The organism is Coraliomargarita algicola (assembly GCF_033878955.1).
GTDB classification, from domain to species: domain Bacteria; phylum Verrucomicrobiota; class Verrucomicrobiia; order Opitutales; family Coraliomargaritaceae; genus Thalassobacterium; species Thalassobacterium algicola.
Genome location: NZ_CP138858.1, coordinates 2,638,928 through 2,665,149 on the forward strand (window position 1 = coordinate 2,638,928; position 26,222 = coordinate 2,665,149).

A 26,222-nucleotide genomic window follows, 5' to 3' on the forward strand; every position below is an offset into this window, starting at 1 on the left:
CTTGAAACTAAGTTTCGGGGGCGATAGACATCTCCCCAGTTCTGAGAACCGAAGCTACGCAAAACATTTCGATTAGTTTCAACTTTTTGCGAATTGGTATTACTGTGCTTCGATGCTATAGAATTTTGTGGTGCCCGGATTCGTAGGCGTCCAAATCAATTGCCCTTCGACTTCCTGAAAGCTCCCCTGCCCTGGCAACCATTCAATGAGGTCGGTGCTCTCAAAGACGTCCAACTGTAATTGAAATGCTCCATCCACTTGCTCTAGAATTGGCTTACCCAAGGCGAGGCCACGTAATTGGGCTTCCTCGAAGAGACCATAAGCTTGCGGGTTATCTTGCACTTCAGCGAGTCCGCTACGATAGCGATCATCGTAAAACACATTAGTGCCCCGAGCAATCAATGCTTCCAAGAGTCGCACAGTGTCCGAGTCCTCGCGTAGATCGAGTGGGTTGCCATCGAGCATGAGATAGTTCAGAGCGCGCATCTCTAGCAGCGGCGAAACATCCGCCACTTGATTATTCATTAAGTAAAGACGCTCCAAATTAGTTAATCCAGCGAAGGTCGATAGATCGGTGACCGCATTCTCCAACTCTGGGAATACCTCAGGGGCATTGGATAAATCAATCAACCCAAGCCGCTCTAAATTAGCGAGTACAGATGGATCGGAAATATTATTGCCAGCAAGAACTGCCACTCCGAGCTCTGAGGCCAGTGAAAGCGAGTCAATATCTTCAATCGCATAGCCCTTCGCCACCAAAAGCCTTAATGCCTCCCAATCGGCTTGAGTGATTGCTTGATCGGGGCTCAGATTCAGCTGATTTCGGATCGCCCTCTCCAAGCCTGCGTCGCTGATGTGATTCCAGATATCACGCTGATTACTTAGGTCAACAAAGACGTATCCTAGCATCTGCAGCACAGCATCCACCGAACTGCCTTCGCGGGTGTCGAGGTAATTACCGCTGAGATTCACATTTTGCAAAGTCTGAATTTCAAGCAGGACATCAATATTGCTCACGCCTTGGCCTTGAAGATTTAAGTCCTCTAACAGGCTTAAACCGGCTAGTGGTGATAGATCCTCGATCAAACGAACCTCTGTCTCGTCCTCACGTGCTAAGGTAAGCTCTGTCAGATTCGACAAATCCGAAAGGGGGCTCAAGTCCTGTGCATAGCAATTGGAGAGCTTGAGTGTTTCTAAATTATAAAGAATTTCCAAGCCAGTGAGATCCGTGACGGGCTCCGTGATATCTATGCTCTCAATTTGCGCCAACTGAGAAGCTGACATTCCGTAACCATACTTTTCTCTAAAGTAGTCAGACAGCACAGGGTCCGGGAATAAACGATACCAATCGGTACGATCTGTGTCTAAGTAAACGTTCACCTCACGAGCTTGTAATTGCTGAGCAATTACCCAATTTGGACTCACCCCAGAACCAGAGTAATAATCGACCAAAAGAAAATTATCTGTCACATTCACATTGCTTAACGCGGGACAGTCTAAGAGCGGTTCAATATTTGAGATGTGATTTCCACGCGCGTTGAAAGTGCTCAAGCTCGGAAGCGTCGTCAGCACGGAGAGGTCAGAAACTGCGTTGTAAGTCCCCTCTTCCCAATAATCACCAGAATAAAAATCTTCGCCATTGAGATCGAGCGTATGTAGCAATGGCAAGCCTGCTAAAGGGCTTAAGTCAGTGATACGATTGCCCCCCACGTTTAATTGCTCTAGATTCTGAAAAATCCCGATTCCATCGAGACTGCTAATGCCGTGATCCTCTAGTTGCATCACACTGATATCTAAACTGAGAAGATCTTCTGCCTCCAATGCGGCGTAAAGAGAAGGTGCCAATATTCGCGAGAACTGCACATCCCCACCAATCGTAAGTCCAACTCCAGAAGCCTCCAGTCTCGCAACAATCGAATCACCGGACTGTAAAAGCGTATCTCTCACATTAACCGAAACAAGTGAAGGCAGAGAGCCTAGCACCGAGAAATCGGTGGCTCCACAGCCTTGCAGGTTGAGAGATTCTAAAGACCACAAATTGGCCAAGGGACTGAGATCCTTAAATGGATTCCCCTCTGGGTATGCACCCACATCCACACCGAGGTCTAAGTAGGTCAGCTTTGTTAGCTCACTCAATGGGCTCAGATCAGCAATCAGATTATCACCAAGAGATAAGGACTCCAAGTTGGTGCACAATTCCAAGCCTCGTAGGCTTTGAATACCACGCGCCGAAGCATCTAAGTCAGTCAGATTTTGCTGCAATTGACTCCACCCCACACCATTACCCACTTGCTCACGAATCGCCTGCGCTAAGCCGGGATCAAAGAGAAAGCTGTAGTTCTCAAGAGGAGATTCCCCCAGTGTCACATCGACCTCACGAGCCCTTAGGACTTTATAAATCCAGTAAGCGGGGTTCTCGGAATCATCGGAGGCATAGGTGCTCGAAAGGTTAACGTCTTGCAAGAGAGGCAAGGCCAGCAGTGGCTCAATATCCAGCAGGTAATTGTGACTGAGGTCTACGTCTTGTAAGCTGCGAATGGAGGCCAACGGCTCGGCATCGAATAGGCTGCCCCGAAACAGACTGCAATAAGCCAGGTTTAACTCCTGCAGTTGCAGCAAACCAGCTAATGGCGACAAATCTCCCAAGGGGTTGGAGCTTAAATTTAAATTATCGAAACGATAGGCCAAGTCGACATTTCGCAGTGAGACGATGCCTTGCTCTGCCGCGGACAAACCTGTCAGTCCCTCGATAGCATCCAAAGAAAGCGCCCCCTCCCCCAGCCGACTTCAGCCGCCAGCGCACTGCCCAAAGCAGGATCAAAGACGCGCCACCAATCTTCGCGTTCACTAGAAGTCGGTGCTAGAGAAAATTGCTGCGCGATTTCTTTAGCTCGTATAGCGCGAGGACTTTCAGAAGCCCCCCGCATGATCAGGTCTGCGGCAAAGGTGCCATCGATAAGTAGCGAAGATAAGGAAGGCAAATCGAGTAAAGGGTCCAAATCTAAGACGTCCGTATTCTCGATGTTCAAGTTATTCAGTAATAAACTACCCGCGAGCGGCGAGAGGTCCGAGACACGATTGATCGGCCATTGATTAAGTTTAGAGTTGCTCAAATCAAGCTTAGTCAATGTAGGCACTTCTGAAAAAGGAGCGAGATCGCTGATGGCCTGATCGGGCAAATTCACTTCTTCAAGTTCCAGCAGGTATTGGATCCCCGTCAGCCTAGCGATCGGCCTGAGGTCGTCACGTGTCGCGCTGAGCGTTCGAACAGAGTCTAGATCACTCAAACTCAAAGTATAGTCGCCATCGCCGCCTCTCGCAGCCTCGACTAAAACGTCGGCCAGCTCTGGTGCGAAGAGACACCACCAGTCATCTCGATTATCGCCCCCAGAGTTTAAGCCACCTCCAGCTTGATCCCAAGCGGACAGTTGACGGTACAACTTTCTGGCAACCGAATCATAATGTAAGAAAGTCCTCTGCCCTGCTTGATACAATTCTGCAGCAAAGGTGCCGTCGATATCCAAGACGCCAAGTGACTGTAGCGAGAGCACAGGCGAAAGATCCGCGACCGGATTGTCGTTCAAAGAAAGCGTGCTGAGCTTCGTCGCGCCAGCCAATGGTTTGAGGTCGGTAATCACGTTGTCCTCCAAATCAAGAATCACTACCTGATACGCGAGCTCCATCCCGCTGAGATCACGAATACCTGCTTGTGAAAATGAGAGATTGGTCGCACTCTCTAGATCGCTTAAGACAAGATAATCCCCCCACCCATACGCATCGCGCCAAGCTAGAGCGAGCGCAGGCTCGAAGATGCGCCACCAGTCGTTACGACTTTCACCATCAAAGATAACTTGCACACCAGATGCTTCAAGTAAGGCCACCTCTTCACGAATCGCGATCGCGACAGGGTTCTCCTCATCACCATAAGAGTACAACTCGTCGGCGAAGGTGCTGTTCAGCTCCAAGTATTGCAAAAAGGGCAGATTGTAAAGTGGACTAACGTCAAGGACGTTTGTCCCCATCAGGAAAATTTCCTCCAGTGCGGGGTGCCCTGCGAGCGGCGACAAATCACTCAATCGACGTTCCGTTTCGGACATATCATAATGAATGACGGATAAGCGATACAGATTAGGTAGATATTTAAGCGGAGCTATGTCTGTGACGCCTTGTTCAATGAGTTTCACCTCCTCAAGCTGCCATGCGTATTGGAGGCCGGAGAGATCGGTGATAAAAAACTCCTCGTCGAAACGAGCATCCACATTGAATTCCTTCACCTGTTCAAGCTGCGCAAAGGTGAGCTCGACATCAGTGAGATTCAAATAGTCACGAATGGCTGCCGCAGTGTCTTCGGCAAAGTGTAAATGCCAATCGTTACGCGCAGTCCAGCTATCGTTGGTCACGTCCACACCTCGACGCTCTAATTCGGCCACCACGGCACGCAACTCGATGGCAGCAGGCATCTCCGCGCTTGCATTTGCTAAAAGCTCCGCAGCGCCCGTATCGGTGATGTCCACTTCATGTAACGAGCGCAGGCTCAAGAGCGGGGAAAGATCGACGACGGGATTATTACTCAGATCGACTTCCCAAAGCTGAGGCAGGTCTGCCAACTCGGAAAGGTCGACCACGTTTTGATCAGGAATCCGCAAGACCTCTAACTGGTCAAACAAGGAGAGTCCGCGTAAATCGCTAAGTTCGAGTCCGACAGCAGCAGAAAGGCTAGTATCAAGCGTAGACACACTGCCGAGGCTTTCGAGAGCTGAACCGATCCAAGCGGCAAGTTGAGGATCAAATTGATGATGCCAGCCAAAGTTCGCATTCAATGAGGCGCCAACATTTGCCCCGAAACGCTGCTCGAGTCGAGCGACTGCTCGTAGTCGCTCAAAACCTTTAGCGCTATCGAGTTCAGAGGCACTCGGCAATCCCGCCAGTTCAAGTTGCCGCAAAGGGAGCTGATCGAGCGCGGATAAATCGAGTATCGGTGAGTCACTAACTCGCAGATACTCTAGATCGTCGAGATCAATCAAAGGGCTAAGGTCTTCGATGTAGCTTTGCTCAATGAAGAGACTCTGCAGGTTATTGGCCCGCTCTAGACCCGCAAGCGACATGACTGGGGAATTCAACAAGCTTAAACCGTTGAGGCTGTTCCAATCACCGTCATTCAGATAGACTGGAGAATGCACCCCAAGTTCCTCGGCGACTGCCCACTCCAATGGCGTGCCGTCGCGCGTAATACCAAAGAGCGCAGAGTCAGTTGAAGCGATATCCACATATTCCCAATTAGTCGAAGCGTGAATTTCGTCATCATTTAAACTGGCTGAAGTTTCCAAGCGATGATCGGACAGAGTTGAAAAATCGCCCGTCGAGTTGGGCGTTTTGACAGCTTGAGAAACAAAAGGATCAATCCCACCCGATTTGTCGGCCCCAAAAAGAATAGACAAACCTGACGACGCTCGAATCGCGAGGCCTGAGTGATCGACCGCACTCAGCTCAAAATCGAGAATAGGCATGGATGCAAACGCTGAAGTGTCCATCGCTGCCATCGCCGCCGTCGTGCCCCATAGCTTGAAATTCCCATATCGACTCACCACTGCAAAGACATCCTTACCGGCAGCAACGCGGACGGCAATTCCGTCAAACTCGGTGTCTTCACTGAGGACAGGGACCTTTGCTTTTAGTGGATCACTCCAACCATCGACCGCAGTCGCGATATTCCCGCCCACAGTCAGCGCGATTAAGCTATCGTATGAAGTCTCAATCTGTAGCACATCACTGAGGCCTTGCACCGCACTGACGGCCCAGGGCTCCGCGCAGTAGTGAATATTACCTTCTGCATCGATACCAAAGACACCGAAAGGTGCCGCCTCGATAGCGACAATGCCCCGCCATTCACGAGGATGGGTGCCGGCCCAATCACTGCTACCATATAAACGTTCTTGAATCGAATTCGCCTGTGCCGACCAATCCAGCACACGCCCGTCCCCTTTTAACACGAGCACAAACTCGGAGCCAGTGTAACCGCTGGCATCGAGGGCCACCGCCTGATCCGTTTCGGGAAAGCGTTGAAAATCGCCCCAAGTAGAAACGGTGCCAATCATCAACGGCGTGCCGTGATCTGGTGTCAGCTCTGGGTTCGTGACCGACCAGGTCCCCGCATAACGCAACTCAATCGCATCAATAAAGCCATCTTCATCCTGGTCTGGAAAAACGTCCGCGATCGACTGAGAAACGATCAAAAAAGAAAGAACCCCAACGACTGGGACCCGATGCAAAAGGGGAAATCTAGGCAACATACCCTAGCTTTTACCCTAGAAGTAGTGGCCTTGAAAAGAAAAAACGTTATTACAACATGATATTCCAGTTAGTAAATGCGAATACCTCTTACAACTTCCATCACATGGACTTCTCCCAACTGCTGCTTTTAAACGAGTAATATACGATACGTGCTTAGAACTCATCTAAACGCGGTCGGGTGCTAAAGCGCTCGGCTACTTTTCAATGCATTCGCAAGCAAGTGGCGGGGTGCTAAAGCGCTCGGCTACTTTTCAATGCATTCGCAAGCAAGTGGCGGGGTGCTTTAGCCCCCGTTGCGTCTAGTAGGCGACCGAACCCCAGCACAACGGAACCGAGGCTACTTTGGTATGACCTGTAACAGAGTTTGGAACTTGCATTTGAACAAAAAAAGCCCCGTCACGTTTATCGCGACGGGGCTTGAAAATCGTTTCGGTTTGACCCCAATTCAGAGAATTGAGGCTACACTTTTATTCGAAGATGTGAGCCGCGAGCTTGCGGTCGACCTTCTCCATCTTGAGCTGAACAAGTGCGGGCACGCCGTTCTCGTAGGGCACCTTGACTTCGCCTTGGATGAGAGGAAGTGCATATTTGTAGAAGTTGTAGTTCATGCTGACGCCGTCTTCGTTGATCCAGCTCTCAGGGAGCTTTTTCACGCCATTGGCAATCTCAGAGAGATCGGCGAGACCGGTCTCGCATGTGTAGCTATCACCTTCGCCACGCACTAGAGTGATCATCTTGTCAGTCTGTCCATCGACAGCGGCTTCGACAGCGGCTTGGCCAGCGAGGTAAGCTTCATCATTGTCAGCCTGCGAGGAGCAATGAACGGCCGCGCGTTGCGCCATGCCGAGCTTGACGGAGCGCGCTTTAACCTGCAGCGACTCTTCTGCAAGGGCGCGTAGGTATTCACCGGCACCACCGAGTTGAGAGTGACCAAAATCATCGGCGCCCGCGCTGTCGGTGGAAACGTAGTTACCATCGGCATCGACGAGACCTTCCCCCACGACGACGACACAATATTTCTCCTTCTGAAGAACGTGTTGCACGTCAGAGATGAATTTCTCCGGAGAGAATGCGACTTCTGGCAAATAGATCAGGTGCGGTGCAGCGTTTGGCTCGTCACGGCGCTTGGCCAATGCGGCACCAGCTGCGATCCAACCTGCGCTACGGCCCATCACTTCGATGATTTGCACCAAATCGTGTTGGCCCATGGCTGCGTTGTCGGCGGCGATTTCCTTAACGGTGGTCGCAATGTATTTGATCACAGAACCGTAACCAGGTGTGTGGTCGGTAGTGACCAGATCATTGTCAATCGTCTTTGGAATGCCGATGACGCGCAAGGCATAGCCACGCTCTTGAGCGAGCTTGGAAATCTTATCGGCAGTGTCTTGAGAATCATTGCCGCCGGCGTAGAAGAAGTAGCGGATATTGTGGGCTTCGAAAACTTCAAGCACGCGGTCGAAATCGGCCTGGCGCTTCAGCTTGTAGCGACAAGTGCCCAGAGCGGCGCCTGGAGTGTAGCGAAGGCCACGGATATTTTGCTGCGACTCGGCTGCGAGATCGATGAGTTGTTCATTAAGAATACCGAGCACGCCGTTCAGGCCGCCGTAGATTTCTTCGATGCACTCGTGATTGAGCGCTTCGGCAACGACACCGGAGAGGCTGGCGTTGATTACAGATGTAGGGCCGCCGGATTGGGCGACAAGACAGTTTCCTTCGAGTTGTTCTGACATATGCGTATTGGGTGTTTAAAGAGAGAGTGTGACTGTGTGTATGACGGCCTTTTTCGAAAGCAATCCTTAAAGAATTGCGCCCGGAGTATAGTCGGCGGCGGCTGGGAAATTCTGAGATTCCTCACGAACAGTGGCGCAGAATTTGTCCACTTGAGCGGAGGCCAGCCCCGTCATGGCTTGGGCGCGCCCCATCATTTCGCTGAGTTGCTCCAAGCTGAGCCCCAAGCGAGCATCGCCTGCAAGTCGCTCGACCAGATCGTTGGCCGAGATCAGCCCCGAACGTAGATCGCGCACGGTCTGCACGGCATGCTCTTTGATCGCTTCGTGCGCTTCTTCGCGCCCGGCTCCGGCTTTGACCGCTTCCATCAGCACTGTGGTGGTCGCGAGGAATGGACCGTAGCGCTGGTTTTCCTGATCGATCACGGCTGGGTAGACCTCCATTTGATTTAAGATCGTGAGGAAAGTATCGATCAGCCCATCGATGGCAAAGAAGCTGTCTGGCAAGAAGACACGACGCACTACGGAGCAAGAGACGTCGCCCTCGTTCCACTGATCGCCGGCGAGCTCGCCCGCCATCGTCAGGTAGCCCTTCAGAATGACAGCAAAGCCATTGAGACGCTCACAGCTGCGGCTGTTCATCTTGTGCGGCATGGCAGAGGAGCCCACTTGGCCCTTGGCAAAGCCCTCACTGGCCAGCTCGTGGCCAGCCATGATACGTAGAGTCTTGGCAAAGCTGGAAGGCCCTGAAGCGAGACGCACAAAGACGGAAACCACTTCGAAATCGAGGCCACGTGGATAGACTTGGCCTACGGTGTCGAGCGCAGCGCCCACGCCAAGGTGATCGAGAATGCGCTCTTCCAAAGCAGCCACCTTTTCCGCATCGCCCCCGAAGAGCGTCAACAAGTCCATCTGTGTGCCGACAGGCCCTTTGAGCCCACGCACAGGATAGTTATCGATAATACGGTCCAGCTCGCGCACGGCGCAAAGCAGGTCTTCGCCAAACATGGCCAAGCGTTTACCAAAAGTCGTGGGCTGCGCCGGCACGTTGTGGGTACGAGCTGTGATCACCAAATCCTTCCACTGCTCGGCGCGCTCTGCCAGTTTCAGCAATGCGGCGACGGCCTTCGTGCGAACGACTTCCAGCGCCTGAATGATCTGCAACTGCTCGACATTCTCGGTAAGATCACGACTAGTCAGCCCCTTGTGAATGTGCTCATAACCAGCGAGATCGCAGAATTCCTCGATCCGCGCCTTCACATCGTGACGCGTAATTGCTTCGCGCTCGTTGATCGAGTCGAGATTGATAGTGCCTTTGACACGCTCGTAGGCGTCGATGGCTTCTTGCGGGATGTCGAGCCCGAGATCTTTTTGCGCACGTAAGACCGCAATCCAGTAATCACGCTCCAAGGCGATGCGGCCTTCTGCGCTCCAGACAGCCTTCATCGGTTTCGATGCGTAACGTGTGGCTAAGACATTTGGTATGTTTTCCATAATAGTTTGAAATTGGGAAAACGGGGAAAAGACAAATCTCAGCCATTCATGCGACACAAAAACAGGGAAAAACACTCCGTACGTTTAAAAGACTACGTAGCCCTGCACCAGTTTGACGACAAACACGCCTAGATTACTAGCGGCATGCGCCAACATACAGGGAAAGATTGAGCGATTTGGATTCCACGGCCCAAAGCGCACAGCATAAAACCAAAGCGAATTGGCAAACAATATGCCAGTGCTTAGAAACGCCTTGGAGGTAAAGGTCCACTCAAAGCCATCCTCCGTGCTCCAAAAATGAGCGTGAATGATGGCAAATATCAGCGAAAAAGCAACGCAAGAGGCGACCAGCACCGCACGTCCCCGCTTATCCACCACCAAAAAACCGCGAAAAATCACCTCCTCCACCACGCCAGCGGCCACGATCGCAAATACGAAAAACCAAACCATCTCGCTCTGCTCATCCGCCACCCCGAGCGCAATTTCACCACCTGTTTCCACACCCAGCAGCAAAAGCGCGCCCAGCACACCGATGATATATGCAGGCAGTGATACCGAAGTCGCCCCCGGCATCGCACCTGAATTGGGCTGGCCCGCCCGGGAGGCTTTATAATCCCCCCAATACATATTTCCCACATAGGCAGCCACACCCACGTAGAGCAGAATCATGAAGGGGTTTTCGTTCATAGCTTCGCGATGGTATTATTATAGATGGCGGATGAGGGATGCGGGATGGCGGATGCGAGATGACTCAAGCTCGACGATTCGACTATCCGTCATCAGTCATCAGTCATCCGCAATCCATCATCCGTCATCCGCAATCCGTCATCTTCAGATATGTCGTGAGTCGTCTTCGTCTTTTTTGACGTAGCCACTATCTTGCCGCTCGTGATTGACCTTATTCTTCTTAGTGTAGGCCTGGTAGACGTCCTCTGGAGTCATGCCCAACACTTGCGCCAGAGAAATCAGAAAGTGAAACATATCCACCACTTCGACCTTCGCGTTTTGCTCGTCAAACTCCTGATACTTCGCCCACCACTTCCAGGGCACCGAGTCGATCAGTTCCGACATCTCTTGCTGCATCGCACGCGTGTAATTGAGCACCCATTTAGTCTTCTCTTCGGCCGACATACCGTCGGTATTCACTCCAATGCGCTTATTCAAGGCATCTTGTAGGTCGAAAATTTCGTCGAGTTTATCCATATCCGAATTCGTAGGTCCGGATCTGAGCGCTAGCAAGCGGATTCAGTCACTCAAGCAACTTTCCAACAACAACTACCAACTATTCAAACTTAACCCTTGCTCAAAAAAATCCAGTTCTCTAGCCATAGCCTTGTCGTCTCCCCGATGCGATCAACCGCCAGCGCGCTCCCTGCCGCTAGAGCCGAAGACTTCGCCCGACCGGCCGACGCCGACCACCGCTCCGCATCTGCGGCTATGACTGCTCTAGCCAACGGAGCACACACGCACACATCAACACACACGACACATGCCAGAATTCGAAGAAGAAAACGTAAACATCTCACAAAGCCAAAGCTACACACCGAGCATCGACGCGTCCAAAAAGCCGCGCACACGCCGTCGCAGCGGTGGATTTAAGACGGAAGTGGTCTCCCTCAGCAATGCGAAGATGGGCGAAGTCAACGCCGCCGACGCCCTAAAACAGGAAAAGCTCAGCGGCCAACCCAGCGCTGATTCGGCCCCCGAGCCACGCACCCAGCGAGCAGACAAGCCCCGCCGCGAGCGTAGCGAGCGCAAGCCCCGCGAGGCCCGTGAACCTCGTGAACCCCGTAGCGAACGCCAGGCACGCACCGAGCGCGAGCCCCGCGCACCGCGCGCCGAACGCGAACCACGCGCCGAGCGTGAACCGCGCCAAAAACGCGAACCCCGCGCCCCTCGTAGCGACGCCAACCCGCAGCCGAGCGCCGAAACACTTGCCGCCATCGCCAGCGTCGAAGCCAAGATCGCCGCGCGTCGCGCAGAGCGTGATGCCCGCCGCGCAGAACGCGAAAAAAACCGTCCAGCCAAAGCAGCACGCAGCGAACGCCCAGAACGCACCGAGCGCAAGCCCAACACCAAAAGCGAAAGCAGCAAAAAGCCTGCGCCCAAGAAAAAGGGCCTACTGGCCTCAATCCTCAGCATCTTCGGCCTCGGCCCTAAAGAAGCGCCTGCCCCGCAGAAAGGCGGCCCACGCGGCGGCCAAAACCGTGACCCACGCCCACAAGGCAAAGGTGGCAACCGGGGTGGTCCGAGTCGCGGACGTAGCAGCAACGGCGCAAACAGTGGAAAACGAGGTAGCAAAAACCGTAAGCACAGTGGCAACGGCCCACGTCGCAACAACCGCCGCAACAACGAAAACGCGGCCTCCTAAGTGCCCATAAACCTAAGCGGACCAAGCAAACGCACCTGCGTCAGCCCGATACCGACCCAGCGCTCGCAAGCGAGCACACCACACAATATAACTTAAACCAAAGCACTCTCGATGGACGTCTTCAAAGTCAGCGGCAACGGCCCTCTCCGCGGACAAATTAAGGTTGGCGGCGCCAAAAACGCCGCCCTCCCCATCCTTGCCGCCACCTTGTTGACCGATGAAACGGTCGTATTACGCAACGTGCCCGACCTCAGCGACATGCGCTTCATGCTCGAGATCTTGCGTCATGTCGGCGCAGAAACCGTGCAACCCGAGCCCGGCGTATGGGAGATCACCTCTAAGAAAATCACCCACGTGGCCCCCTACGATTTAGTGCGCAAGATGCGCGCATCCGTATGCCTACTCGGGCCCCTGGTCGCCCGCATGCGCAAGGCCGAAGTCTCCATCCCCGGCGGCTGCGTGATCGGCCCCCGCCCCATTGACCTGCACATCAAAGGCCTCAAAAAGCTCAACTGCCAGGTCGAAATCGCCAATGGCTACGTGCATGTGGACGCCTCGGAAATACAAGGCGGCCCCATCTTCCTCGGTGGCCGCAGTGGCAGCACAGTAACCGGCACCGCCAATATCGTAATGGCGGCCACCCTCGCCCCCGGCACCACTCGTTTAGAATGTGCCGCCTGCGAGCCCGAAGTCGTGGACCTGTGTAATATGCTGGTCAAAATGGGCGCCAAAATCACAGGTATCGGCAGCCCCGAGCTCGTGATCACCGGCGTCGAGAAGCTGCACGGCTGTGAGCACAGCGTGATCGCTGACCGCATCGAAGCAGGCACTTTTGTGATCGCCGGGGCCATCACCCGCGGCGATGTCACCGTTAAGGGAATTGCGCCTAAATTACTAGGCGCCTTTCTCGACAAACTGGAGGAGGCCGGCCTGCCCATGGAGCTCGGCGAGGATTACATTCGTGTGCTGCCCTACGAGGGCTCACTCAAGACCGTCGATGTCGTCACCTTGCCCCACCCCGGCTACCCGACCGACCTACAAGCACAACTGGGCGCACTCATGACACAAACCGAGGGGCTCTCGATCATTACTGAGCGCATTTACCCCAACCGCTTCATGCACGTGCCCGAGCTACAGCGCATGGGCGCCGACATCTCGATTGAAGGCCCCAGCGCAATCATCAAAGGTGCCAGCAAACTTTCCGGTGCGCCAGTGATGGCCTCCGACTTACGCGCATCGGCCGCACTCATTCTCGCCGCCTTTGCCGCCGAGGGCGACACCTGGATCCAGCGCATCTACCACCTCGACCGCGGCTACGAACGCTTCGAACAAAAATTAAGTGCAATCGGCGCCAAGATCGAACGCCTCAAGGACACCGACATGCCCAAAGAATTGCTCGAAGACTAAGCCCCCCCCCGGGATCGCGAATCTCCGCATTCGCAACGTCAGAGTCAGCCGCCCCGGGATCGCGAATCTCCGCATTCGCAACAGCAGAGTCAGCTCATTGCAGATTCATCTGTTTTGAATCTCTGCCAACGGTCGTCTCGCCGAGACGACCGTTGGCATGAAGCGCTGCGGACATAAATAAGGTTCGCTTACGTTTGAGGCAAAATCGGCGAACGGCCGCCTTGGCAAGGCGGCCCTACCGCACTAAGCGTTTTAATCCAGCTCGACCGCTTCGATATGGATATCCAGCGAGCGGATTTGAATGCCTGTATAGCTCTCAACCTGACGGATCGCATAATCGTGTAGCTCTTGGCAGGTATTGGCCGCCTCGGTACCGAAGGGAAGCGAGACCCGCATCTTGATACGATAGCCCTCATCGCCTTGCGCGATCCGAATTTTGCGAATTTCCAATTGAGGGGCCTTTTCGCGCATGCAGTGCAGAATCATCTGCGTCAGCGCCACCTCCGAGATCGTGACCGTCCCCTTGGAATGGAAGCTCGGCCGCACAATCGTCTTATCGTAGCCGCTCTTGTGTCGGGTACGATCAAAAAACACTTTAATCGCGTGTGCGACCAACTTCGGATAGGCCTGCTTCACCTCAATCACAGGCAGCGGGATAATGTGCTTCCCATGCGTCTTGCGATCATGAATCGCCGCCGCGATCTCCTCCTGCGAGGCCACATCTTCAATCTTAATAATCTCGCCCGGCACTGGCAGTCGCAAGGTATCACAGTTACGTAAGATCATACGCTCACTCGTGCCAAGTAACAGGATGCGCGAATATTCAGCCGCCTCTAAGGCAGCCAAAACCTCTTTCAGATGCTCTGGATCATAAAACATCGCCGTCTTAACCGCAGCAATATAGTGAGTGGTCTCCTTAGCAGAACGCCCCGCCACAATCTTCCCTTTGTGAATTAACAAGCCATCGTCGATAATCGCATCGATCCCTCGAGTATCTGCAATCAGTCGCGCCCGGAAGCTCTTGCCCGTGCCCGACTTGCCCACCAAGGCAAACACTTCTGGTGTATACACCTGTGGCGCGGGAGGCGGCTGCGCACTCTCAACGACCTTACCCGCCTCACCCGCTCGCCCGAAAAGCTGATCAATGTGGGCCGCGATGCGGCTTTTTATGTTTAGAATCTTATTCACGGATATTTGCCGCAATACATAGCGATGAGTTCTCACAGAGCCCAGAGAAATCCACCCCCACAGAGCCTCTGCTCAGAGTGAGAAGCTCAACTAATTAGTCTTAAAACGAGCAGACGGAGGGCCCATGCCACTTGACCATTATGGGATTATTCCCACAATAACACAGCTAAATATGTCACGACCACGCAAAGCACGCACCCTGGAAAGCCTCCCTGCCCCCGTCATCTACATTCCGGCGGGCTGGACCCAACATCAATCGGCCCCCGTCGAAGTCGCCATCGAGGACTTCGAGATCATGCGCCTCACCGACGGGCACAATTTAAACATCGAAGACGCCGCCAAGAAAGTCGGCGTCTCCCGCAGCACCGCCGGCCGCATGCTCGAGCGCGCACGCCGCGCCATCGCCCTCGGCTTGGAACAACGCGCCCCCATCTATCTCGACGCCAGCGAGGATCTCATCCTCACGCCCCCCGAGCATCTCGTCGAATCTCATAACGCCGAGCCATCATCCCAGCCCCATTGCGGTGGTCTAGCGATCGCCTGTGAAAATCCTCATAGCGACAGTCCGGTAGAACGCATTTTCGGACGTGCACACGGATCGCAATGATTCACCCCGATGGCAGCCTGCGAGCGCACATACAAAACCCGGGGGCCAAGCTCAAGCGCGACGCCGCACCTGCAGCGGTCCGGCTACTTAAATCACAGGGCGTATCACGCGTCGTGGCAGGTCGCTTCGGTCCCGAGGCCATCAAAGCACTGGCTGCCGAAGCGATACAACCACTGGTCGCCAACGGCTTTTCTCTGAAGCAGGCAATTGAACTCTTCAACCAATAAACCCTCAATGCCTACAACCAAGGCGACTGCCCGGACTTCCCCGACAGCGCACTCTGCTCACACGCGCATCACGAACATTCACATGAAAATCCTAATGAAAATTAAAGAGTCCCTTCAAGCCACCAGCGTTATAAAACTCAGCCGCTTACGCACACAAGGACACGACCGCTGCCTGGCCTGCACCCACCCCGAGCTCAAACTGGACTTCACCCTGGACGATCCACACACCCTGCGCACATCCATCGATTTCACAGACTCGATGACCAGCTTTAACGGCATGGTGCACGGAGGCTTACAGGCATTCGTCATCGATGAGGCCATGACCTGTGCCCTGATGGGGCTCGGCATCTATGGCGCCACCGCCGAACTGAAGCTTCGCTACCGCCGTCCCGTCGAGGTCGGTCCCACCGCCCACATCCGTGTCTGGGTCGAGCGCCGCTACCGTAGACTGAGTGAGCTCAAAGCAGAACTCACCCAAAAAGGTAAGATCTGCACCACAGCACAGGCACGCTTCATGCAACAAACTCTGGTGAATTAAAGCTCCAAGTCAGCGGCACCATCACGATGCAAACGACCGCTGAAGTACACAAAGGGCAGACACAGGTCGCTCACGCAATTTTCCGACTTAATATTTGCTTCCGATACAAAGCCCGCTTCATTGGCTAGGAATGAACTACGCCAAATACCACGCACTCGGAAACGACTATCTCGTCCTCGACCCTAAGGACGCCAGCGAACTGCCTGCAAAGGACGACATTGTCCGCATTTGCCACCGTAATTTCGGTCTCGGCTCGGACGGCATTCTTTACGGTCCGCTCAAAAGCGACAAGGCCGACTTCGGCCTCCGGATTATGAACCCCGACGGCAGCGAAGCCGAAAAGAGCGGCAACGGACTGCGAATTTTCGCCCGTTATCTCTACGATACTGGCGCGGTTGGAAACGACGCCTTCACGGTCGACACCCTGGGCGGCATCGTCACCTGTAAAATCGCCGACGGCGCGAAATCCATCACAGTCGACATGGGTAAAGTCAACTTCGCCATGAACCACATCCCTGTCGACGGCCCCGAACAGAGTGATCACAACATTGGCCAAGCACTCAGCTTCAACGGTAAGACACAGACCGTCTACATCGCCGATATTGGCAATCCACACTGTGTCGTCGTGCAAGACGAAATCAGCGCCCAGCAAGCCCACGAAGACGGTGCCGCCATCGAAGTGCACGAAGCCTTCCCCAACCGCACCAATGTTCAGTTTCTAAAAGTCATCGACCGCAACAACATTCAAATCGAGATCTGGGAACGCGGCGCAGGCTACACGCTCGCCTCCGGTTCCAGCAGCAGTGCGGCGGCCGCAGTCGCTCACCGCATCGGCCTGTGCGATCGCGACATCACAGTGCACATGCCCGGCGGCAAGATCGGGATCCACATCGGAGACGACTTTGCCATCCGTATGACTGGCCCAGCCACACACGTGGCCAGCATGCAGTTCGACGAAGAAGCGCTCAGCTTCGCTGTCGAGTCTTAACCCCCTCCCTCCGTACGACTTACTAATTCCTAGTCGGCGCACACTCTTTTCAACGCCTCTGCGACGACTCCAAGTCGTGGCAGAGGCGTTTTTTTGTGAAGTCAAATCCCCCTACTCGCGACAAGACGAAAGATTCACTTTCGTTCAGAAACATAAAAGTTTTTCAGATACCCCAACAACAACTGAAACTGCCGCGAGTGGTATTCCGCAGGTGCACAAAAAATGAGATGCAGATCCAGCTTATGAATACTTAAAAATAACTCATTCACCACCAATTCCACCTCGTCCTCGGTATCGGGATTTTGAGTGACAGTATACTCCACTAGATAATAAGGACTCCCCCACAAAGTTGGATACACCTCTCTTTTATCGGAAAAAATCACTTGCCCCTCCGGTCCCAGAATCTCACGACCACGAGTTTCCTTGGACAGCATAAATTGGACGGATCCATCCTCGTTGGATTTAAATCGAACCATTGAGTTTGCAGGATTCTGGGCGGCAGCAGCCAAGTATTCAGGTAGCGACTCTTCCCAACCCCCTAATGCGTATGTGCCCACTGGATACGCACGAAGCTCACACTCCACGTGGCCCTGATACCCCATCTCAAAAACCGCCGCTTTTCCATCCTCCACTAAGGGAATTTTCCACTGACGACTCAAACCGCCGGTAATGGACAATCCGCCCGAAGACAAAACGTAGGCTTCCGCAAGATAACGATCGACTTCTTCACGTTCTAGGCGAACAGAAATCGGCATCGGTCTAGAAGGCTCAGTCAGCACCAACGATTGAAGCGACTGCGCCATCGCAGCACTTGAACAAAATAGGGCACAAAGTATAAATAGGACTCTCATGACTACAGTTTATCTAAATCTTCAATCGCAGCTTCATATTCACTCTTAGTGATACTCGAAAAATTAAGTCTACGATAATTGCGGATCACAGGAGTGCCTGGAGGAAAACGCCCTTCCGAAAACAAAGTACTGTAGCCCCAATCACGCGTCGGTGGCACATAATAATCATTAAAATTTGTAGGGGCTCCATCCGGACGCACTTCACTCTCAAACAAAGAAACCAACGACCCGCGAATCGTCACAGTTCGAGAAGATCCCCAATACTCCAAAAACCGGGGCAAATTAATCACCCCCAGACTATATGGACGACTCGCATCTGTCGTCGGATAACTCGCACCGGAAGGCAGATCATTGGGCGTACCAGTGACGATCGCCGCTGCCACCTCGATATAGGAACTCGCAGGGCGATCCTCCTGAATTTCACTACGCCCATCTACCAAAGTATTCGCCCGATTCGATTCCCAGTTGTCAGATAATAAAGTCAGTGAATCGACTAGAATCGCAGCGGGCGGCTCTGAACTATCATCAGGCTCCGTCGAATCATTCGCATGTGGAACTCCATCCGCATTGAAAGAACCCACTAAATACGTCGGCGCATTCGAGGCCAAAGTAAACCCCTCCTCAACGACACCCGTAGGCTCTGGCACTTCCTTGGCATCTATAATCATCAACGCCATTTCAGTGCCCGAAGTATCCGAGTCGACTGCGGCCACTACGTTATAGTTATTTGTTGAAGTGCCATAATCATACACTCCATCAGTCGTGGATAAAGAGGTTGGAAACTCAACATAGACCACTCCATTCCACTGCTTCTCCACATCAAAAGTGCCATCAAATCCAGTTGAGGAATTATCCTTCGCCTCGATGTAATGTTTCAAGCGCTCGACATCCAAAGCCACAGTGTCGACGGCCCGGTTTTCACGATGATCGTACAAGCCACTCGCGACTGTCGTCGTCGTCGTATAGGTGTACCCCGTATGCGTTTCACGATCCCGACCGCGACCAGTGGTGTAAGTATAACTCTCCGCCACAGTCGTCTCTTCGGTGCTATAATACTCCGGTTGGCTAGCCTCGATGGAACTAAAAGTCGGGTCTGGGTCGCCAATAATATCAGCGGGCAACTTCACTTCAGTGTATTGAATATTTCCATCACTATCCACAGTCGGTGCGCTCGAAGCAACCGCCGCGTTCTCACGAACCGGTGCATACCCCTTAAGCACACCCCCCGGTTCGAGCTTAATGATCAACCCCGCCTTATACTCCATTTTCTGATTGCGCACACTATCACTCTTTCGGTCTGCGTGATCAGCGGGCAAGAGCGGCTCAATCAAGGCGTAAGCACTATTATCTCTCTCATTTGCAGGCGTGTTCGGGTCGTCGGGCGTATAGTCATTAAACGCAACCACATTTTGCGTTTCAACTTCCATCGCGGAATCCTGCACAAAACCATTCCAACGATCCGTCGCAGCTTCCAACCAGTTTGAAGAAGAAGAATCAAGCGTCGAACTTCCGGATCCCATCGCAGCAAGTGTCATGGGATCGAAACTACTAGAGAAATAAATGCCCCCACCTCCTCCGGACGAATTTGCACGAGTCAAATCCCCCACCACAGTCACCTTACCATAAAAACTAAGATCATAGCCGGAATTGACCTCCACACTTAAGTTTCCATTCGTATGCGTAGGCCCGACAACATCCGTATCATAACCTGGATTAAAAACTAAATCTGAGTTATAAAAAATTGCATTGGTAAACAGAGGAGCATCCCGAACGACAAAAGTTTCTGTCAAGTAAACCGTCACATCGCGCCCTAAATCTGACTGCACAGTCGCCTTACTATATAGCTCGACTTCTCGGCTAAAAACAATCTTGCCCGCCAGTTCGTCATATTCATATAGCAAATCAATCGGGCTGATGTACTCCCAATCTCCAGAAGGCAAAACCCCTGCTCGCAATTCAAGCGAATCCATCTTCACATTGCTACCAGCGAAGAATTCGGTTGCCGAATCAGGTATCACCAAAGGACTCTTGCCCGGTTGCAACTCATTTTCGGTAAAGGATGTTTTTGACTCTAGCTGATCTGCCAATTGAGCGACACCATACTCCAAAAGAGCTTCAGCAGCAGACTCCGCCTGCAAACGCGCCACATGCTGCTCGGCGATACGAGAGGCCGTCGAAGTCGTGCCTAACAAGGAAAATGCGATAATCGCCACAGCACTCGCCACGGCTAAAACCATGAGCAGCACGGAACCACTCTTGGTACTGCGATACGTATTCATACGATGCTTCATACTATTACCCCCTTGGTGATACTGTAAAATTGTAAGTCCCCCCCGATGTCTTAGTCGGTAAGTCATAAATGATCTCACTATTCACAACAATACTACGACCCAACAAATTATAGAAAAGGTTTCCAGAAATTAAACCATTGGCACTCTCAACCAGAACGGTGTGGTTCCCCGAATCGCTCACCAAGGGGACCAACTTCTCTATACTCAAAGCTTGTTTCGCAGTCGCGATATTAATATCGAATCGCTTAAGCTCAACTCCCTCCGAATCCGCGACATCATTTAAATAATAACCAACGATCCTTTTAATAGGCGCAGGCGACAAGTCCAAGGGTGTCAGATCTTCACCATTATAGACAAAGATACAACAGTTTCCAGACTCCCCTGCCTGCTTCCTATAATTCGAAGCTAAGACATCCTCAGCAGGGTTCCGGAAGCTACCACTTATTTCATGCCCTTCATCAAAAAAGGTACCGTATATGACAAAGCTATTAGCATTACGCGCATCCTGACTGAGTTGATCCGTAATATCACGTATTGAATTTTCGATATCCAAGTTATTAGTGACACCTAAAGATATCTTTAATGCATCCACAAAAAACATTGAGGCAAATCCCAGCAGTAGTACGCCTATCGACATCGTAATGAGCACCTCAACTAAAGTGAAACCCCGTTGCCACTGCCCTGTATGACTGAATTTGAATGCTCTCATACTAATAAATGTCGACGAGTGACTTCACAACACGAACGGAATCATTAGCCCAGGAACCATCATCTGACTCGTCGCCGCCAGATTTCAGGTAACTATAGTCGATTACAATTTCCAAAGCGCTAAGCGGAGCCGACCCCGAACTCAAGCTGGTCCCATTGATCGTAAAACGCATCGGCATAACACGGGTGGCTTCACGACTCTCACGGTCAATATCCATCACTATGATCTGCTCGCGCTCAACACCAAACTTGAAGGATTGCTCCTCCGCCCCAGAGCCACTCGTCCCAAGCGACGCGGCAACTAATTTAAACTCCGTGCCTAAAGACAAGTCCTCCTTTAACTCATAGTATGAATGAGCCATAATCTGCTCGGCATACCCCAATGCAATACTATGCGCGGTCGACCGACTCAGCACATGATCTGAAATTTTCAACGATTGAATCATAGAAGCCGCCAAGCCCAACGACATGACAGAGAACAAGAACAGCCCCACCATCACTTCGACCAAAGTGAATCCAGCACGCACTTGAACCATCCTAGCTTCAGCAGACATGATTCTCAACTTGTCTGAACCATCAATCATAAGTATTGCCCATCATGCTGAACTGTAGCCAGATCCAAATTAGATCAATTCTAAAGCAATCGCGCTAGATCGTTTTACGTAACTTTAAAAACTCGCAAGCTTAAGCTTATACAGGGCAATCATAAAAATGATGAGCCACACATACACGCCTTAAGCAAACGCAATTGTGCTACGCACAAAAACAAAACTAAAATTGCTCCAACAAGTCCCCAAGAGAACTTAACACTGGTTTGCCCGTAGCAGCTAAACGCTCTGGAGCATGATGACCATGCGCTAACAAAATACAATCCACACCGATCGCTTCCGCGACTTCAAAGTCATGCAAAGTGTCGCCAATCATAACCACCTCTTCAGGTGACCAAGGCAAGTGCTGGATCCAATACTGACCACGGGCCACTTTACCCTGTGCGTAAATATTATCCGTGCCAGCCAACCCGGTAAAATGCTGACGGATGCCATAGTGTTGAACCCCTAGATCCAGCGCCTCCTGCTTCGCGGCCGACAAGACCGAATGCGTGATTCCACGCTCAGCCATCGCCGTCAACACCTGGTCAACGCCCTCATGTAGACCACACTCCTCAAACCAACGCGCCTCATAGTCACCAATAAACTCACGGCTCACCTGATCAAAACTATCCACATCAGTATCAAAGCCCAGAAACTCATAAAAATGAATCACTGGAAAACCAAAATTCCCCCGGTAATCCTCCACAGTGATCGGCCCCCGACCACGCCGCGCCAACAAACCATTCAAAACTTCAACGCATAGCCAAGTATCGTCGAGCAAAGTCCCATTCCAGTCCCAGATCGCATGCTTATAGTTCATAACTAATCCAACAAATCAGGTTTACGCTGAAAGAGCACCACCGGCACTTGCAGCAGCGCGAAAAAGATAAGCATCCCCTCAAAGCCAGGAATCCCCAAGCGCTCTCCACGTTCCGCCGCCGCCATGTAAGCAAACATCACCACGGCGATCATCACAAAGACAAACAAAGCCGAAAGCCCCACCAGTAGCCCATAGGTCCATCGCCAAGTCGAATCGGATATTCGCTGAAACGGCAGGCACAGCACGACACCATAAACTACAAAATAAACGCCTTTGAACATGTCAAAGGTCCCCGCCCCTTGAATCAGTGCTGTGACTCCCAAGGCCCAGAGCAAGAGCGCCAACACGTAGCCGGCAAAACGCGCGTAGCGCAGTCCACGGACAGTGGATACATTTCGGTCGCTTAACTCAGGCAGGCTCATTCCAGCAAACAGAATACATTACCAGCGGATTGCAAAGTTTTCCTCGCACTACCGAAAAAACTCTTCCCCAACAAGGCTCGACCACACCACGACCACTCAATAAACACCAAACAAAAGTAGTGAACAAATTATCATTTGGCCTTGCCATCTGCAATCCACCTTTCAAACTACATCGCAATCCTAAGACTTTAAACACAAGAACATAATCATGGCCGCAAAAACACAAATTCAAAAGACCCAACGCACCCCAGAAGGCGATCGCAAAAACCTCGACCTCGCCATCTCCGGCATCAATAAACAATTCGGAGCCGGCGCACTGATGCGCCTTGGCGAAGCCACTAAAATGGAAGTCGATGTCATCTCGACTGGCTCTATCGCCATCGACATCGCACTCGGCATTGGCGGCCTCCCGCGCGGTCGTATCTGCGAAATCTACGGCCCGGAAAGCTCCGGTAAAACCACTTTCTGTCTCAGCGCCATCGCCGAAGCTCAAAAGCAAGGCGGCAACGCAGTCTTCATCGACGTCGAGCATTCACTCGACCCCCGCTACGCCAAGATCGTGGGCGTGGATTTGGACAACTTAATGGTCTCTCAACCCGAAAGCGGGGAAGATGCCCTCAACATCACCGAAACACTGATCCGCTCCGGCGCAGTCGACATCATCGTAGTCGACTCTGTTGCCGCCTTGGTATCCAAGAACGAACTCGACGGACAAATGGGCGACACCACTGTCGGCCTACAAGCGCGCATGATGAGTCAGGCAATGCGCCGCCTGACCGGCGCCATCAGCAAGTCACAGTGCGTCGTGCTCTTCACCAATCAGATTCGCGAAAAGATCGGCGTCATGTTCGGCAGCCCCGAAACACAGCCCGGTGGTCGCGCCCTCAAGTTCTTCGCATCTGTGCGGATGGATATCCGCCGAACTGGACAAATCAAAGAAAGCAACGGCAAGGTCGTCGGCAATCGCACCCGCATCAAGATCGTCAAAAACAAAGTCGCGCCCCCCTTCACCGAAAGCGAGTTCGACATCATGTACAGCGAAGGCATTTCCCACGCCGGCTCCTTGGTCGACCTCGGCGTCGAACACAAGATCCTCGAGAAGAAGGGCTCCTGGATTTCCTACAAGGGCGAAATGATCGGCCAAGGCCGCGAAGCAGCCAAGGCCCACCTCAAGGATACGCCCGAGCTCGCCAATGAATTAACTCAGCTCATCATGGAGAAAGTGCATCCCAAAGCGGGCGAATCCCTGACCGGCGACAGCAAAGCGGAAGAAGAAAGCGAAGCAAGCGAGTCTTAAACAAACTAGCGACTACATCGCAGGCTGCATTTAAAATGCTTAAACCCAAAGCGCACTGACCACACTACTGGCAGTGCGCTTTTTTTGAGCAGGAGAAGCTCCCCATGAATGCTTATAATTCAAACGTAGCGTGTCCGCTTGCGGACGCCGGTGATCCGAAATGTAAGCGCGCCGAAGCTTAAACGCTGCGGGAGGATCTGGAACGGAGGGTATTTTTAGAACTGTTCGCGGCTCTCCCCCCAAGTCATTGCGCAAGCAACAACTTGGCAAACGCAACGCCCGCCAAAAACTACTTAACTCATCTTTTTAGGTTTAAGCTCGGACGCTGCCTTTGCTTTTTTCAGGTCCAGTTCAAAGCTCTTGGAACACTCCAAACAGTCCACCTTCTTCGAAGCAAAAGGGAGCACAAAACCGATCGCCACGCTGATCGCGGTGAACAAGTTCATCTCCCTCATTTTCACATTGCCTGAGCCACAGAAAGGACAAACCAAAAGTCCATTCGCCTCCTTAGGCAAATTCAGTATCTCCCTGGCTTGCGTCTCGTCGGCGTCTGAGACCTCAAGTTTGACTCCACCGACAGCATTGGAATACATCCAATAGTTACCAACAGTATCCGCATCCCTCACATTGACGACAATACCATTCCCCTCCAACAAAGAGGCCGCTAGATAAGCCTCTTCCGGCTTAGAGTAAGATGCGATCTGTTTCATACGGCGCTCCACGCTAGTTACTGGGAAGAGCCTTTAACAACTCCTGCTTGACCGTCATCGTCACATCGTCGATGGCACCGCGCGTAAACAGCAGCGAACTCCTATACTCATCTTTGAAAATGATCTCATAGCGATCTTCAAACACCCGCTCAATCAGCTCCAACAAATGTTTCTGGCACAGCTGGTCCACCTTCTTTTGATCGCTATCGTCATGCATCATTCCCGCAGCCGCTGCCCTCGGGTCGAACGCTTCACCTCGCATCATCGCGGACTGCATCTTCTCTTGAGCCGCTTTCGCAGCCTCCTTCTTGGCATAGAATCGCTCCCCCAACTCCTCATTGCCGGCCATGTTCAAAACCACTTGAACTAGCAAATCGTCGATTTCATTGTAGTCGACCTTAGCCACGCTGGCCTTGGTGCTCTCTGCACTGGCTGATGACAGCATCAACAAGCAGATTAATAGTTGGATCATTTTAGATTTAATTTTCATGACGTGTGTTGTTTTATTTTTTTGGGGGAGAGAACTTATGAATGAGGCTGCAGAGAGAGATATCCCCTCAAGCCTTCGAACGAAAAGCCTGCGCAAACTCAGCAGCACTCACATCGTCGGGTAATCCGCGGCCTGTCGCGTAGGTGTAGAGGTAGGCCTTAAAAATACCATCTGCGGCCGCCGTCGCTGCCACCGCCACCACGACCATCAAACTTGTAGACATAATGGCAATGACCAGCAAAGCGCTCGAATCATTGCTAAACGCGAACCAAAAAAGCAGGCCGCCCAGCGCAAAAATCGGCAGCATCAATAAAAATGCAATCGTGCCCAACGAAAAATTCCCCATCAAGGCCGTGCCCCAAGTAGATTTCAAAGTTCGCATTGAACGCTGAAACGCCTCAATCGGCCCCACCCCATCAGTCACGATAATCGGCACCACGAAATACGTCATCGCAGTCCAAGCCGAACCTAGGATCGCGGCGACAAAACGCCCGGCCTTTTCGTTGCGCTCGATAGCCTTCAGCAGCATACCAATCACCGCAGAGATCAGAGCCCACCCAAAAATGGAATGAATACGCCGCAATGCAAATTTAAGCCCAAAGCCTACACCTGCACTCCCGCGCTCTAGGATTTCCATCACACAGGCACAAAGCGCCGTGTTAAAGAACACGATCACAAAGTAATTACAAAAATAGAATAGAAAGGCTGTAATGTACATTGAAGCATCTTGTGGCTGCTCACTCGTGCCATCCATCGCCGCCGACCATTCTTCAAACAGCCCGAACTGCCAAAGAGGCAAAATAAAACTGGCCAAGACCAAAAAGGTCGCCGCCGTCGAAAGTACCGGAAACAGAGTCAAATGCTTGTGCTCCCGCAGCATGCCATAACTCAACTTAGTAAAGTCCCAACTACGAGATAATGATTCAAACATAAGCTAGGACTAAGCCAACTAAAACAAAATGTAAATATCGTTCTTTTCGAGGCACTCAGACAGCTCCGGACACCGGCGCAATCACGGCGCTCTCCAAAACAGAGTTTTGAGGCTACACCTGCCCCGTAAGCTCGGTTCTCTGAACCGGGCACTCACACAGTTCCGGACACCGGCGCAATCACGACGCTCTCCAAAACAGAGTTTTGAAGCTACACCTGCCCCGTAAGCTCGGTTCTCCGAACCGGGCACTCACACAGCTACCAGACACCGGCAC

Annotated in this window: 23 protein-coding genes; 7 read left to right on the plus strand and 16 right to left on the minus strand. The window is 52.4% G+C overall.

The window, feature by feature from the left end; genetic code table 11:
- Positions 1–99 precede the first annotated feature (99 nt).
- The 6 genes from SH580_RS10610 to SH580_RS10635 all read right to left on the minus strand — a co-directional run bounded on the left by SH580_RS10610 (position 100) and on the right by SH580_RS10635 (position 10,715).
- Positions 100–2,760, minus strand: coding sequence for a leucine-rich repeat domain-containing protein (locus SH580_RS10610; protein ID WP_319834953.1), 2,661 nt, complete (start codon positions 2,758–2,760; stop codon positions 100–102).
- Positions 2,739–6,233: a leucine-rich repeat domain-containing protein gene (locus tag SH580_RS10615; protein ID WP_319834954.1), complete on the minus strand. Its 3,495-nt coding sequence runs from the start codon at positions 6,231–6,233 to the stop codon at positions 2,739–2,741. The genes SH580_RS10610 and SH580_RS10615 overlap by 22 nt, the downstream gene beginning before the upstream one ends.
- A gap of 525 nt (positions 6,234–6,758) precedes the next feature.
- On the minus strand, positions 6,759–8,021 hold the full coding sequence (locus SH580_RS10620) for a 6-phosphofructokinase (RefSeq protein ID WP_319834955.1): 1,263 nt from the start codon (positions 8,019–8,021) through the stop codon (positions 6,759–6,761).
- 66 nt (positions 8,022–8,087) lie between these two features.
- Positions 8,088–9,512, minus strand: coding sequence for an adenylosuccinate lyase (gene purB / locus SH580_RS10625; protein WP_319834956.1), 1,425 nt, complete (start codon positions 9,510–9,512; stop codon positions 8,088–8,090).
- Between the two features lie 84 nt (positions 9,513–9,596).
- Positions 9,597–10,199, minus strand: a complete 603-nt coding sequence (locus tag SH580_RS10630; protein WP_319834957.1) for a CPBP family intramembrane glutamic endopeptidase — start codon at positions 10,197–10,199, stop codon at positions 9,597–9,599.
- Positions 10,200–10,343: 144 nt separating this feature from the next.
- The gene (locus SH580_RS10635) at positions 10,344–10,715 is read right to left on the minus strand and encodes a dUTPase (RefSeq protein WP_319834958.1); all 372 of its coding nucleotides are present in this window, start codon (positions 10,713–10,715) and stop codon (positions 10,344–10,346) included.
- A gap of 286 nt (positions 10,716–11,001) precedes the next feature.
- On the opposite strand from SH580_RS10635, the gene SH580_RS10640 reads away from it, so the two are divergent.
- Entirely contained in the window at positions 11,002–11,883 is an 882-nt protein-coding gene (locus SH580_RS10640; protein ID WP_319834959.1) for a hypothetical protein, read from the plus strand.
- Positions 11,884–11,994: 111 nt separating this feature from the next.
- The gene (murA, locus tag SH580_RS10645; RefSeq protein ID WP_319834960.1) at positions 11,995–13,290 is read left to right on the plus strand and encodes a UDP-N-acetylglucosamine 1-carboxyvinyltransferase; all 1,296 of its coding nucleotides are present in this window, start codon (positions 11,995–11,997) and stop codon (positions 13,288–13,290) included.
- A 252-nt stretch (positions 13,291–13,542) separates the two neighbouring features.
- On the opposite strand, the gene SH580_RS10650 is transcribed toward murA, so the two are convergent.
- Complete coding sequence (locus SH580_RS10650) at positions 13,543–14,478, minus strand: Asp23/Gls24 family envelope stress response protein (protein WP_319834961.1); 936 nt, start codon at positions 14,476–14,478, stop codon at positions 13,543–13,545.
- 172 nt (positions 14,479–14,650) lie between these two features.
- On the opposite strand from SH580_RS10650, the gene SH580_RS10655 reads away from it, so the two are divergent.
- The 4 genes from SH580_RS10655 (at position 14,651) to dapF (ending at position 16,838) form a co-directional block, all read left to right on the plus strand.
- On the plus strand, positions 14,651–15,085 hold the full coding sequence (locus SH580_RS10655) for a DUF134 domain-containing protein (protein ID WP_319834962.1): 435 nt from the start codon (positions 14,651–14,653) through the stop codon (positions 15,083–15,085).
- A complete protein-coding gene (locus SH580_RS10660; protein ID WP_319834963.1) occupies positions 15,082–15,312 on the plus strand; it encodes a NifB/NifX family molybdenum-iron cluster-binding protein in 231 nt (76 codons plus the stop codon). The genes SH580_RS10655 and SH580_RS10660 overlap by 4 nt, the downstream gene beginning before the upstream one ends.
- A gap of 82 nt (positions 15,313–15,394) precedes the next feature.
- A complete protein-coding gene (locus SH580_RS10665) occupies positions 15,395–15,850 on the plus strand; it encodes a PaaI family thioesterase (RefSeq protein WP_319834964.1) in 456 nt (151 codons plus the stop codon).
- A gap of 130 nt (positions 15,851–15,980) precedes the next feature.
- Entirely contained in the window at positions 15,981–16,838 is an 858-nt protein-coding gene (gene dapF, locus SH580_RS10670) for a diaminopimelate epimerase (protein ID WP_319834965.1), read from the plus strand.
- A 134-nt stretch (positions 16,839–16,972) separates the two neighbouring features.
- Here dapF and SH580_RS10675 read toward each other — a convergent pair whose 3' ends face one another.
- The 6 genes from SH580_RS10675 to SH580_RS10700 form a co-directional block, all read right to left on the minus strand.
- Positions 16,973–17,689, minus strand: a complete 717-nt coding sequence (locus tag SH580_RS10675) for a hypothetical protein (protein ID WP_319834966.1) — start codon at positions 17,687–17,689, stop codon at positions 16,973–16,975.
- Between the two features lie 2 nt (positions 17,690–17,691).
- Positions 17,692–19,980 (minus strand): hypothetical protein, encoded by a 2,289-nt coding sequence (locus SH580_RS10680; protein ID WP_319834967.1) that lies wholly within the window; start codon positions 19,978–19,980, stop codon positions 17,692–17,694.
- Between the two features lie 4 nt (positions 19,981–19,984).
- On the minus strand, positions 19,985–20,689 hold the full coding sequence (locus SH580_RS10685) for a PilW family protein (protein WP_319834968.1): 705 nt from the start codon (positions 20,687–20,689) through the stop codon (positions 19,985–19,987).
- A gap of 1 nt (position 20,690) precedes the next feature.
- Complete coding sequence (locus tag SH580_RS10690) at positions 20,691–21,242, minus strand: type IV pilus modification PilV family protein (RefSeq protein ID WP_319834969.1); 552 nt, start codon at positions 21,240–21,242, stop codon at positions 20,691–20,693.
- Positions 21,243–21,459: 217 nt separating this feature from the next.
- Complete coding sequence (locus tag SH580_RS10695; RefSeq protein ID WP_319834970.1) at positions 21,460–22,098, minus strand: HAD family hydrolase; 639 nt, start codon at positions 22,096–22,098, stop codon at positions 21,460–21,462.
- Positions 22,099–22,100: 2 nt separating this feature from the next.
- Complete coding sequence (locus SH580_RS10700) at positions 22,101–22,520, minus strand: hypothetical protein (protein WP_319834971.1); 420 nt, start codon at positions 22,518–22,520, stop codon at positions 22,101–22,103.
- Between the two features lie 208 nt (positions 22,521–22,728).
- Here SH580_RS10700 and recA point away from each other — a divergent pair, with 208 nt between their 5' ends.
- On the plus strand, positions 22,729–23,817 hold the full coding sequence (gene recA / locus SH580_RS10705) for a recombinase RecA (RefSeq protein WP_319834972.1): 1,089 nt from the start codon (positions 22,729–22,731) through the stop codon (positions 23,815–23,817).
- A 293-nt stretch (positions 23,818–24,110) separates the two neighbouring features.
- Here recA and SH580_RS10710 read toward each other — a convergent pair whose 3' ends face one another.
- The 3 genes from SH580_RS10710 to SH580_RS10720 all read right to left on the minus strand — a co-directional run bounded on the left by SH580_RS10710 (position 24,111) and on the right by SH580_RS10720 (position 25,948).
- A complete protein-coding gene (locus tag SH580_RS10710; protein WP_319834973.1) occupies positions 24,111–24,527 on the minus strand; it encodes a putative signal transducing protein in 417 nt (138 codons plus the stop codon).
- A gap of 13 nt (positions 24,528–24,540) precedes the next feature.
- On the minus strand, positions 24,541–25,017 hold the full coding sequence (locus SH580_RS10715; protein WP_319834974.1) for a hypothetical protein: 477 nt from the start codon (positions 25,015–25,017) through the stop codon (positions 24,541–24,543).
- A 67-nt stretch (positions 25,018–25,084) separates the two neighbouring features.
- Positions 25,085–25,948: a DUF6159 family protein gene (locus SH580_RS10720; protein ID WP_319834975.1), complete on the minus strand. Its 864-nt coding sequence runs from the start codon at positions 25,946–25,948 to the stop codon at positions 25,085–25,087.
- Between the last annotated feature and the right edge of the window lie 274 nt (positions 25,949–26,222).